Here is an 11,178-nt window from a genome sequence, read left to right on the forward strand (position 1 = left end):
CCTTATTATTCTGTTCTCTTTCACATCTTCTTTCCTTAACTTGACGCGTATGGTTCAGTTATCGCACTAAAAAGTAACATGATAGCTTTGCATGCTATTGGAGCTAAGACAGCTATAGCCAGGGAAGATTTAAGGCTAAGGGCAACTAAGCCTGCTCCGATTCCAAAAGAAATACCAACATGTGCTATAAACCCGAACTATGGATTAGCCTGATGTAAGCTCCTGAAATTCTGAGTTTTTCTACACTAATTTTAATAGCATAAAATCATTTTTACTTCGGATATTTGTAAGTTACTGATATTCAACACTTTTCGACCAGCAATTGGTATTAGCAAACTTTCTGTTATGCATGGATTAGTGATCGTATAACTTGCTGATTTTCTATTCTTTTTTTTGATATTATACCCAATTTCTAATCCATAGTTCGGGTTATAAGAGGTATAACCAGTTTACTAAAGCTATTTTGATCGTATGTATTACAATATGTTTTGTCGAAAGGAATCTTATCCATAAGCAATAAAACACCAATACCAACATATGCAATTAGTGGGCGCGTAGAACCAATTATTCCCCCTACAATCAAAGGTGATAAAAGGGATGCTAGAATAACAAGAGAAGGAGGCACTGGCATGACGCCCTTGGATGATTATGTAAAATGCTCCTTCACATAGTTATCAATAATTGTCTTAAATTCTCCAAAGATGTTATTGTCTTGTAAAGTTTTAAAGTATTTGCCGTCTTTATAAACTGCTGAAACGGACTTTTCTCCATATCCTGGTAAGCTGATTCCCAAATTTGCGTGTTTACTCTCTCCAGGGCCATTTACGATGCATCCCATAACAGCAATACTCATGTGCTCCACACCTGGATTTTGTTTCTTCCAGGTCGGCATGCGAATTTTTATGTAATCATTTACTTCTTCAGTTAATACCCGAAAACGATCGCTATTTGTGCGTCCACACCCGGGACATGAGCTGACTTGAGGGTTAAAGTAGCGTAAACCTATAGACTGCAATATTTCTTGACATGCTATTACCTCACTAATTCTCGACTCGCCAGGGCGTTGAGTTAAAGAAGCACGTATCGTGTCTCCAATACCATTTTGTAATAAGTAAGTAAGCCCTGCCGTAGTATTTATCACGCCTTTGTTGCCCATGCCAGCTTCAGTTAAGCCCAAGTGCAAAGCATAATTGGAAGATTTTGTAAGCGCTGTGTAAACTGAGATTAAATCTTGCACTTTACTAACCTTACACGAAATGATTATTTTATCCGCGCTGAGGCCAACTTCTTCAGCTTTCTGTACACTGCTCAGAGCCGACATTACAAGTGCCTTGCGCAATATAACATCAGAAGGTTTTGGATTACTAGACAAGGAGTTCTCATCCATTAATTTTTGTAAAAGGTACTTATCAAGGCTGCCCCAATTTACTCCAATTCTAATCGGAATGTCGTGCTTTATTGTATACTCTATAACCCTTTCAAATTTTTCGTCACGTTTGTCGCCAAAGCCTATATTGCCTGGATTTATCCTAATTTTACCCAGCATCCTGATGTTGTCTGGATAATCCTGAACTAGTCTGTCCAGCTCATATTGCCCACAACCTACCAGTATCTTACTATCGAAACCTCCTTTATTTACCTCTTCTACTATATAAGGTATTGCTTTTGCTACTTCCTCTGAATTCAAAGCAATTCTTACCAACTCCGAACCCGCACGCGCTAGTTCTATTACTTCTTTTGCATATTGCTTAGCACTGCTTTTTATGTCGTTAGGATCTATGTGTACACCAAGTGCCATGGATTGAACAACTATAGGATTATTTCCACCTATTTTCACTTGTCCAACTTTTACAGTATGAGTCTTATGTCGAGAGGTGGATTCATCACTCAAGTTATAATCTACCAAATCCTCATTCAACATGTCATTAATGACTAACCTATTTTGCTGTATCAGCTACATTTCCAAATGAATCCGAACCGTTCAAGCTATGTTGCGTTACGTTATTTAGATCGGCAATGGAATCACGCGAGCATGTTTTTTTTGATGGAGTGTCTTTTATAGTAACATTTATAGGGGAAATTTTTTTCTCTCGTGTTGTAGTAGCCTTTTTTTCTTCCTGTCGTTTGCTTTCAAGTTGCTCACCTTCATATTGAGCTTGATCTATGAATACAGCTCCTTTCAGGCGTGCGATGTTGATGCCATGCTGATTTACCATAGCATCCTCTCCATCGTCGACTATACAAGCTTCCATGTCACTTGGTTTATTATTAAGGAGAGCAATTTTTTTTTCTTTTAATTTCTTGGCTAGGCTTTCTTTGTCTATGTTAGCATTAGCTCGGCCTTGCAACTTTTTTTTCTTTAGGAGTTCCCTGCGCTTTTCATATAGTCTATATGACTCAGCAAAATCCTCATCTTCATGAAAGTTTGTACCGCCAGGATTACCTTGTGGTACATATTTCTTACTAAGTTTCACCTTAGATTTAGCTTCAGTATTATGTGAAACAAAAAGACTAAAACCCAAAAACACTAATATAAATAAAACTTCAGAAAAAATCCTAAGCATATGGCGCTATAGTAAATACTGTCTTTTAAAAAATAACAATTAACGGACTTTAAGTAAACCAGAATCTTTACTAACTTTATAATGAATGGTGATTTCATAACACAGGCAAGATTTATATTTTTTATATGCGTCTTTCTCGCTTATCTAATTCCTGTTTTCTTTTTATTAATATGCTTCTAAAATATACAGATAACGAAGAAGATAGAGACACTATAAAGAAATTAATGCCCAACAAACGTACAGTTTTTATGAGCAAAGACCAAGCTAATAAATTTATAAAGAACACTTTGAAAATTAAGATAGATAGTATTGAACAACTGGGAAATATAGCAGCTGTAAAAACCGCCTAATAGCTACCTAAAACCCTTATTTCCCACTCAAGTTCAACGTTAAACTTATCTCTCACTGCATCTCTTACCCTGTTGCCAAGGTTTTCCAAGTCAGATGCAGTTGCATTATTGTAATTGAGCAGAAAATTACAATGTTTCTTAGAAATTTTAGCTCCACCGTTATCTAACCCTCGACAGCCGGATTTGTCAATCAATTCCCATGCTTGGTAGTCTTTTGGATTTTTGAATATGCAACCAGCAGTTTTTCCTCTTATTGGTTGGCTTTTGTTTTTTTTATCGATAATTTCCTTTAGCCTACGCAATATAATCTCGTGCTCTGAACTTACCCCTTTAAATTCAGCTTCAACAAAAATCCACCGTCCTCTTAAATTATGCCCACGGTAAAAATAACCCATCTCGTCGCTGGAGAATTCATATAGATTTCCATCCTCTAAGTTCACTGCCTTTATGGATTGCACAACACTTGCGATATCACTATCATACGCACCTGCATTCATTTCTAGTCCACCGCCAACTGTACCTGGAATTCCAACCAAAAACTCAAGTCCACTAATTTGTTGTTCCCCGGCAAAGTAAGCGAGATTGCTAAGTAGCGCAGCGCCACCTGCAACGATGGAATTGCTACCTTTACATTTAATATACGCAAACTCCTTACCCAATTTCACTGTTATGCCTCGAATACCACTATCTCGCACTATTATGTTAGATGTTGCACCGATAACGTTAATTGGCAATTCGTTATCTTTAATCAAGCATGTTAAATCTTTAATATCACGTGGTTTAAACAACACATCAGCTTGTCCACCGACATTCAACCACGTCATTTTAGACATCGAAACATTATAGCGATAGATTCCACGTACTTTAGGCAAGCTTATAAGCATTTTGATTTCAACTCTAATCCTGCATCCATACCCATTTTTTCTGCATCTTCTGCAAATGAAGTGCGCTCAGTAAAGTATATGTTTTTTTCGTCTGCTAACATACAACGAAGATGTAGCATATTCTCACTCACATATTCTGCCAAAGCTGCAAGTGGTGTAAAGCATGAACCATTTACTGTCTTCATGAAGCTACGTTCCGATTTTGCCCTTATAAAAGACATATTATTATTAATTTTCTCTAAAAGATCGATAATTCTTACATCATTTTTTCGACATTGAATGCAAATTGCCCCCTGCCCTACTGCACTTAACATGATTTTTGGTGGTAATACCTCTGTAATTAAGTGATGTTTCTTTAACCTTATGAGACCTGCTTCAGCTAGAATTATTCCATCAAAACTATGATTTTGCAATCTAGTTGTCACGTTTCCGCGAAGTGGCACTATATTTATATCTGGTCTGAAATTTAGTAGCTGAACTTTTCTTCTTATTGAGGAAGTTGCAATCAATGCTCGCTGCGGCAAAGACTCAAGGCTGTCATATTTATTAGAAATAAATGTGTCACATGGACTTAACCTCTCTAAAACACAAGGAATTACTAAATCTTTCGAAAAAAATGCAGGGACATCTTTCAGCGAATGAACTGCCATGTCTATATTATTCTCAAGTAGTTCAGTCTCAATTTCTTTGAGGAACAGTCCTTTGCCTCCTATTTCAGCGAGGTTTGCATTTGCATATTTGTCACCAGAAGTTTTTATTTCAATGATCTCAGCAGATAAGCCAGGAAAAGAGTCCAGCAACTTTTGTTTTGCCTCTAAGGCTTGAGCAATCGCAAGGCTGCTTCCTCTGGTACCTATTCTGATTAACATGTGTGTAGCTATTAAAATTTCTTAGGTGCAGTATCCCTAAGCAATGTGACACGAAATATTATAGAATTCAAGTCTGTGATCGCTAGAGTTGCATTATCTGCATTTTATCAGCATACTATAAGGATAATGTAATGCAGATATTATGCCGATAAAGTTTGCACCAAACTATGCAATTACCTCCAAGATTGCTAGCTGTCTTATGAGAATCGAAGCAGCAAAAGAAAAAGTGTTGCATTTGCCAATCACTGTATCAATGCTCTCGTCTCTTCGTGAAACTGCACGGCTCTATACCACACACTATTCCACTATGATTGAAGGAAACCGACTTGAGCCTAAGCAGATTGAAGAGATTTTAAAACATAAAGGTCACTTCCCAAAGTACGAGAGAGATGAAAATGAGGTTAAAGGATATTATGCAGCTTTAACCCAAATTGAACAATGGGCAGCAAGGGGAATACCTATTACTGAGAAAACTATTCAAACACTACATGCCCTAGTAATGGCAGGTGGAAAATCTCAGGTAAAACCAACCCCTTATCGAGATGGTCAAAACGTTATTCGTGACAGTCGCACACGTGCAATAATTTATATGCCACCTGAAGCAAAGGATGTGCCAAAGCTCATGGGCAGTATGGTAGATTGGATTCGTGACAGTGAACAAGCGCCTTGCCCAATTATTGCAGGTATCGTGCATTATCAATTTGTAACAATTCACCCTTACTATGATGGTAATGGTCGTACTGCGAGATTGCTGACTACATTAATTTTACACCTTGGTGGATATGACCTAAAGGGACTTTACTCATTGGAAGAATATTACGCTAAAAATCTTGGGGCGTATTACGAAGCAATCAGTATAGGTCCATCGCATAACTACTATATGGGACGAGCTGAAGCAGATATTACCAAATGGGTGGATTATTTTGTAGAAGGAATGGCAAATTCATTTGAGAACGTGTTGCAGCGTATAAATGAAGAAGGGCACAGAACTGATCAGGCTGATCTTATACGTAAGCTTGACCCTAAACAGCGTAGGGCTCTTGAGCTCTTCGGAGAATTTTCCACTATCACAGCTAGTCAAATAGGCAAATTATTTAATTTTAAACCTCGTACCAGTGCGCAACTTTGTAAAAAGTGGGTAGAAATGGGATTTATTGAAGTTGTAGACTTTTCCAACAGAGGAAGAAAATACAAGCTTAGCAAGCAATATGAAGATTTGATCTCAGACTAACCGAAGCATTAATTGAAGAAATCAGAGTTGCTTTGAAAGAGCTATCAAATTCATAAATATAGTATTATCTGCATTTTATCGGTATGCTATACTGGATTTCAGTGTCACGTGCACAGCTGTACGAACATTGCAATTAGCAGATAATTTGCGGGTTTCATCCAAGTCGCCCCTCTTCTTGTCATCCAAGTAGCTGACACTGGAATCCAGGATACTACTTTAGTAATAAATATTTAAGAAATTTACCAAGCGAAAAAAAGGCAAAGAAATCCCGAGTGGCGAGTTTTGACTCTATAATACTTTAAATTGGCGCTATAATAATTTACTGACGCTTAGTTCAAGCGCGATTTGGCTGAATGTAGAAAAAATGAAAAAGACATGCAGCCGCTATAATTTGATACAATCCGCCAAAAAATACCCTGAGTTTTTTACTGAATTTTGTCATTGAGCCTGCAGATCAAAAACAAGTTTTGAGTTAGAAATACCCTTACTGTTGTAATAATGGGGTTGGCAGAATTTGTCAAGCAGTTTTTTTGTTTTTGTCAAGTCCAACACGCTGTTAAAAGCTATATAGTTATGCAAACGTTAAGCATCATTCTTTGTTTTCTTCTTTTCAATATATCTGCAAACTAAAATGGACAATTCGTATAGAATCAACATTGGTACAGCAAGTCCTACTTGGCTCAATACATCAGGTGGAGTTAAGATTGCAGCAATAATAAAAATTACCACTATCGCGATTCTGCGCTTGTTCGACAAGCTTTGCGCGGTAAGCAGCCCAACCCTGACCATTAACGTGAGTATGACTGGAATTTGAAATGCAGTACCAAACGCAAACATGAATTGGAGAACTAGGTCTAAATATTCACTGACTGATGGCATAAATTCTATTGGTATACCGAAAGATTTGCCGCTATGTTCAAAAGCAATAAAAAACTTCCAGGCTAAAGGGAATATGTAGTAATAAACTACCGCAGCTCCCGTTATAAACAAAACTGGCGTTGCAATCAAGTATGGCAACAGCACTGCTCTTTCGCTTTTATATAAGCCAGGTGCTAAAAACATATAGAATTGCCATGCAAACACGGGAAAAGAAAACAAAAGCGCGCTCATTAACGCAACTCGGAGATACACAAAAAACGCCTCTGTTAAGTCTGTATAGATTAGAGAAAAATCATCGCTATCTTTTGTAACTTCTATTAAAGGTGCAAGTAAAAAACGGTATATGCTTTCTTTAAAGTAGTAGCAAAAACCAAAAGCAATGCAAAAAAATAGAAAGCAAAAAATAACCCTTCTCCTGAGTTCTGCAAAGTGCTCATAAAACGAAGCATATTTGTTTGGGTTCTTATTCATACTCTATTATAGCACAATAATGCTATGTCTAACATTCTCAGCGAAAAGGCCCATTCATTATCGTACCACGCTGCAACTCTACAAACATCACCTGTGACGTATGTACCGGCTAGATCTACGATCGCACTATGAGGGTTATGCACAAAGTCTGTTGAAACTAAAGGTTCCTTGCATACAGAAAGCACATCGTTTGTTGAATTCTCAAATATTTCATTTATTTCCTCGACTGTTGCTTTCTTATCGGTTGTAAATTTAAAATCAACCAGAGAAACATTGCTAACCGGAACTCTGATGGCAGTGCCATCTAGCTTTCCTTTTAACTTAGGAATGACAGAGCCAATTGTTTTTGCTGCTCCAGTTGTTGTTGGTATCATAGATAAACCACAAGCCCTTGCCCTACGTAAGTCCCTGTGATTACCGTCGAGAATATTTTGATCATTCGTATAGGCATGTATAGTAGTCATAAAGCCGCTTTTTATACCTAAATTGGAGTGTAGAACCTGCACAACCGGAGCCAGACAATTTGTAGTACAAGAGCCAGCTGATATCACTTTATGCTCTTTTTTGAGCATATCGTTATTCACACCATAAACTATAGTTACATCGGCATCTGAAACTGGAGCAGAGACAATTATTTTTGTCGCATTATGCCTTGTTGCTTCCACATACCTGTTAAATGCACCTGTGCATTCAAGCACTACATCAACATTCCAAGGAATATTTTCAGGGCTCCGTTCTCTATATAGAGAAAATTTTCTGCCATTTATAGAAATCCAATTTTCAGACTCGTCAAAATCAACATCACCACTGAATTTGCCATGAACAGAATCATACTTAACCAAATGTGCATGCTGCTCAGCACTGAGTGACCCGTTCACTGCCACAACTTCTATCTGCTTATTATATTTTTCTATTTCGAAAATAGCACGTAATACGCTTCTGCCTATTCTGCCAAGACCGTTAATTCCTACACGAATTTTCATCTCTTCATTCAAAAAGTCTAATTATAGAGGATAAAGAACAGGAATTAAAAGGTTTACATACAAAATCACCTAAACTAATTTCCTAATCCATAGTTAGAGTTGTTAAACAACTTGACTTAACATGTTGTCTTAATTATAGTTTAATCTTTTAGCGAAGTATATCATGAATGAAATAGGTTGTATCAACATTTAAGCCTAGAACAGGAATTAGGCAACGGGTACATCAAATTGACAGATTGTTCCTTTAACGAAGGCACTGGCCGTTACCACATGGAAAGCGAAATACTAGATGAAAGTCATCATACAATAGGAAACTTCACTACTGATACTTACATTTATAACTTCCATATAGATGACCATAATATGAACACTAAGCTCTGCATGGAGGTGGATTTCAAAGGTGACATGAGAAAGATAAATTCGCTACGCAAGGATATATAAAATTACAATAGTTTCTACATCATGGTTTGTGGTGTAGAAGTATTCCACTACAACAAACTTTAAAAGCACTACATTTTATATTACAATAGCTTTTTTGTTTCTCTTTAGATCGATGAAATTCACATTATCTTGGTTGCTAGAGCACTTAGAAACCAATGCTAGTTTAGAAGAAATTATCAATAAGTTAACCCACATAGGGTTGGAAGTAGAAGATGTAATCGATAATGCCAAATTGGCCGGGTTTGTTGTTGCAAAAGTATTAGAAGTTATGCCTCACCCAAATGCTGATAAATTAAAGTTATGTAAAGTAGACGATGGAAGTAAAGTCCTGCAGATAGTTTGCTGGGCAAGCAACGTCAGAGGAGACATGAAAACTGTACTTGCGTCTTTTGGTAGCACGTTACCAGAAAGTGACTTTACAATTAAGCCCACAAAAATACGAGGAGTGCTAAGTGAAGGGATGCTCTGCTCTGCTTCTGAACTCGCGCTGATGCAAGAAGAAAGTGAAGGAATAATTGAGCTTTCTGATGATTATAAAGTAGGAGATAAATTTTTCAATTGCGATCCTGTAATTGATATAAACGTTACTCCAAACCGTGGAGACTGCCTAGGCGTTTACGGAATAGCCCGCGATTTGGCAGCAACTGGAATTGGAACATTGAAGGCTTTAAACATTCCACAACTCACCTGCCCTATAAGTTCACCAATTGATGTCAAAGTTACTGACAGAGAAAGTTTTATTAGTGGAGTATACATTGCCAATGTAAAAAATAAAGAGAGCCCCAAATGGCTAAAAGATAGGCTGCAATCGATAGGAACGCGCTGCATTTCTGCAATAGTTGATGTTACTAATTATATTATGATATCTTTTGGCCGCCCAATGCACGCATATGATGCAAAAAAGATAGAAGGAGAGCTCGTAGTACGCAAAGCAAATAGCGGAGAAAAATTTATTGGTTTAAACGATAAAGAATACTTATTAAACAAAGACATAAGCGTTATTTCTGATAATAAAAATATTCATGCAATTGCTGGAATTATAGGTGGCCAGTGTAGCGAGTGTACGCTTGAAACTACTGATATCTTTTTAGAGTCTGCTTGGTTTGACCCTATCTCTATTACCAAATCTTCAAGGCAGCTCGGCATCTCCACAGATTCAAGTTACAGATTTGCACGTTCAGTCGACCCTGAATTTACCCTTGATGGACTAAGTCTTGCGACTCAGATGATCTTAGAGTTATGTGGTGGAGAAGCCTCAAGTGTGGTGTCTGCTGGCAGTTTGGATAAAGCTGACACCAAAGTGAACTTTGATTATCAAGATATAAACAAGTTTGGAAGTGTATCTGTATCGCCTGACGAGACATTCGATATTTTAACAAAACTAGGGTTCAGCATTGATAAAAAAACTGAAAATAATTGGAGTGTACAAGTGCCAAGCTGGAGACCAGACGTAACCATATTGGCTGATCTAGTTGAAGAGGTAGTGAGAATATATGGCTATGATAAAATAAAGGAAGAGCCACTAACAGGAGATATTGAGGCAGAAACCAATACGCACGATGGTTTACGCATTTTAATGACAAGTAGAGGATTTCATGAAGTGTTCACTTGGTCATTTATGAGTGAATCTACAGCTGAAAAGTTTGGTTATTCGGACAAGTTGTTTATTATCGATAATCCATTCAATAACAACCTCAACATAATGAGACCAAGTGTCATACCCAATTTATTGCAAATCACTGCAGATAATATTGCCCATGGAACGCCTGACCTTGCAGTTTTTGAAATCGGACCAGTGTACGATAGTATCAATCAGCCTAAGTATGTTCTAAGTGGAATTAGGTCAGGAAGTAATTTACCAAGAAACCATTATAACACTGATAGGAAAATAGATATTTTTGACGCAAAGGCTGACCTTATAACGGCTTTGGAATTCTTTAATGTCAATTGTGATAATTTAACGATAGAGAGAGCAGAAAAAGAATATTACCACCCAGGAAAGTCAGGCATCTTATCTTTTAGAAGTAAAATAGTTGGTCATTTTGGGGAACTACATCCAAGCATACTGGATTTTTTTGATATCAAGCAAAAAGTTGTAGGCTTTGAGTTGATATTAGAAGATATCAGAAATTTACCTGTAAGTAGAAAAAAGTTTACCGATTATAAATATCAAAGTGTAAAGCGCGACTTTGCGTTTATTGTAAATAAAGATGTAGCAGCAGGTAATATAATCAATATAGTGAAAAAAAGTTCAGAGCTCATCACGGAGGTTTTAGTGTTTGATGTATACCATGGAAATAATATGGAACCGAATAAGATGTCTATAGCGTTGTCAGTTACCTTCTGCTCTCCAACTCACACTTTAACCGAAGAGGAAATCCAAAAAGAATCAAGTGCTATAGTTAACTTGGTACGTGAAAATGCCGGAGGGGTTTTGAGGTATAGCTAATTTTAACTTTGCAGCTATGAGTAGCACTAATAAAAGTTACTATATTTCAACCAGTTG

General features: G+C 37.2%; 11 protein-coding genes. 4 read left to right on the forward strand and 7 right to left on the reverse strand.

The window, feature by feature from the left end; translation table 11 throughout:
• Positions 1 to 412: 412 nt before the first annotated feature.
• The 3 genes from DM84_RS02165 to DM84_RS02175 are packed head-to-tail and all read right to left on the reverse strand — an operon-like array spanning position 413 to position 2,564.
• Positions 413 to 631 (reverse strand): hypothetical protein, encoded by a 219-nt coding sequence (locus tag DM84_RS02165; RefSeq protein ID WP_250778114.1) that lies wholly within the window; start codon positions 629 to 631, stop codon positions 413 to 415.
• A gap of 15 nt (positions 632 to 646) precedes the next feature.
• Entirely contained in the window at positions 647 to 1,921 is a 1,275-nt protein-coding gene (ispG, locus tag DM84_RS02170; RefSeq protein ID WP_250778115.1) for a flavodoxin-dependent (E)-4-hydroxy-3-methylbut-2-enyl-diphosphate synthase, read from the reverse strand.
• 16 nt (positions 1,922 to 1,937) lie between these two features.
• Positions 1,938 to 2,564, reverse strand: coding sequence for a TRP75-related protein (locus DM84_RS02175; protein ID WP_250778116.1), 627 nt, complete (start codon positions 2,562 to 2,564; stop codon positions 1,938 to 1,940).
• A 170-nt stretch (positions 2,565 to 2,734) separates the two neighbouring features.
• On the opposite strand from DM84_RS02175, the gene DM84_RS02180 reads away from it, so the two are divergent.
• Positions 2,735 to 2,914, forward strand: coding sequence for a hypothetical protein (locus DM84_RS02180; protein ID WP_250778117.1), 180 nt, complete (start codon positions 2,735 to 2,737; stop codon positions 2,912 to 2,914).
• Here DM84_RS02180 and murB read toward each other — a convergent pair.
• Positions 2,911 to 3,798, reverse strand: coding sequence for a UDP-N-acetylmuramate dehydrogenase (gene murB / locus DM84_RS02185; protein WP_250778118.1), 888 nt, complete (start codon positions 3,796 to 3,798; stop codon positions 2,911 to 2,913). The two genes, DM84_RS02180 and murB, sit on opposite strands and share 4 nt — an antisense overlap.
• Complete coding sequence (gene hemC, locus DM84_RS02190) at positions 3,789 to 4,667, reverse strand: hydroxymethylbilane synthase (protein WP_250778119.1); 879 nt, start codon at positions 4,665 to 4,667, stop codon at positions 3,789 to 3,791. Before hemC ends, murB begins: the two co-directional genes overlap by 10 nt.
• A 142-nt stretch (positions 4,668 to 4,809) precedes the next feature.
• Between hemC and DM84_RS02195 the strand changes: the two genes are divergently transcribed.
• Positions 4,810 to 5,898 carry a Fic family protein gene (locus DM84_RS02195; protein ID WP_250778120.1) on the forward strand — a complete coding sequence of 363 codons (1,089 nt, stop codon included), beginning with the start codon at positions 4,810 to 4,812 and terminating at the stop codon, positions 5,896 to 5,898.
• A 582-nt stretch (positions 5,899 to 6,480) separates the two neighbouring features.
• On the opposite strand, the gene tatC is transcribed toward DM84_RS02195, so the two are convergent.
• Complete coding sequence (gene tatC, locus DM84_RS02200; RefSeq protein ID WP_250778121.1) at positions 6,481 to 7,248, reverse strand: twin-arginine translocase subunit TatC; 768 nt, start codon at positions 7,246 to 7,248, stop codon at positions 6,481 to 6,483.
• Positions 7,245 to 8,231, reverse strand: a complete 987-nt coding sequence (gap, locus tag DM84_RS02205; RefSeq protein WP_250778122.1) for a type I glyceraldehyde-3-phosphate dehydrogenase — start codon at positions 8,229 to 8,231, stop codon at positions 7,245 to 7,247. The genes tatC and gap overlap by 4 nt, the downstream gene beginning before the upstream one ends.
• 270 nt (positions 8,232 to 8,501) lie before the next feature.
• Between gap and DM84_RS02210 the strand changes: the two genes are divergently transcribed.
• Both DM84_RS02210 and pheT read left to right on the forward strand, forming a co-directional pair.
• Positions 8,502 to 8,672, forward strand: coding sequence for a hypothetical protein (locus DM84_RS02210; protein ID WP_250778123.1), 171 nt, complete (start codon positions 8,502 to 8,504; stop codon positions 8,670 to 8,672).
• Between the two features lie 112 nt (positions 8,673 to 8,784).
• Positions 8,785 to 11,121 carry a phenylalanine--tRNA ligase subunit beta gene (pheT, locus tag DM84_RS02215; RefSeq protein ID WP_250778124.1) on the forward strand — a complete coding sequence of 779 codons (2,337 nt, stop codon included), beginning with the start codon at positions 8,785 to 8,787 and terminating at the stop codon, positions 11,119 to 11,121.
• The last annotated feature ends 57 nt before the right edge of the window (positions 11,122 to 11,178 follow it).

This window comes from Wolbachia pipientis (genome assembly GCF_023661085.1).
Classification (GTDB): Bacteria; Pseudomonadota; Alphaproteobacteria; order Rickettsiales; family Anaplasmataceae; genus Wolbachia.

Coding starts and splice junctions, on each gene's coding strand:
- gap (WP_250778122.1), bottom strand. CDS start 8,231: ATGAAAATTCGTGTAGGAATTAACGGTCTTGGCAGAATAGGCAGAAGC.
- DM84_RS02210 (WP_250778123.1), top strand. CDS start 8,502: ATGGAAAGCGAAATACTAGATGAAAGTCATCATACAATAGGAAACTTC.
- DM84_RS02195 (WP_250778120.1), top strand. CDS start 4,810: ATGCCGATAAAGTTTGCACCAAACTATGCAATTACCTCCAAGATTGCT.
- DM84_RS02175 (WP_250778116.1), bottom strand. CDS start 2,564: ATGCTTAGGATTTTTTCTGAAGTTTTATTTATATTAGTGTTTTTGGGT.
- pheT (WP_250778124.1), top strand. CDS start 8,785: ATGAAATTCACATTATCTTGGTTGCTAGAGCACTTAGAAACCAATGCT.
- murB (WP_250778118.1), bottom strand. CDS start 3,798: ATGCTTATAAGCTTGCCTAAAGTACGTGGAATCTATCGCTATAATGTT.
- DM84_RS02180 (WP_250778117.1), top strand. CDS start 2,735: ATGCTTCTAAAATATACAGATAACGAAGAAGATAGAGACACTATAAAG.
- DM84_RS02165 (WP_250778114.1), bottom strand. CDS start 631: ATGCCAGTGCCTCCTTCTCTTGTTATTCTAGCATCCCTTTTATCACCT.
- tatC (WP_250778121.1), bottom strand. CDS start 7,248: ATGAATAAGAACCCAAACAAATATGCTTCGTTTTATGAGCACTTTGCA.
- hemC (WP_250778119.1), bottom strand. CDS start 4,667: ATGTTAATCAGAATAGGTACCAGAGGAAGCAGCCTTGCGATTGCTCAA.
- ispG (WP_250778115.1), bottom strand. CDS start 1,921: ATGTTGAATGAGGATTTGGTAGATTATAACTTGAGTGATGAATCCACC.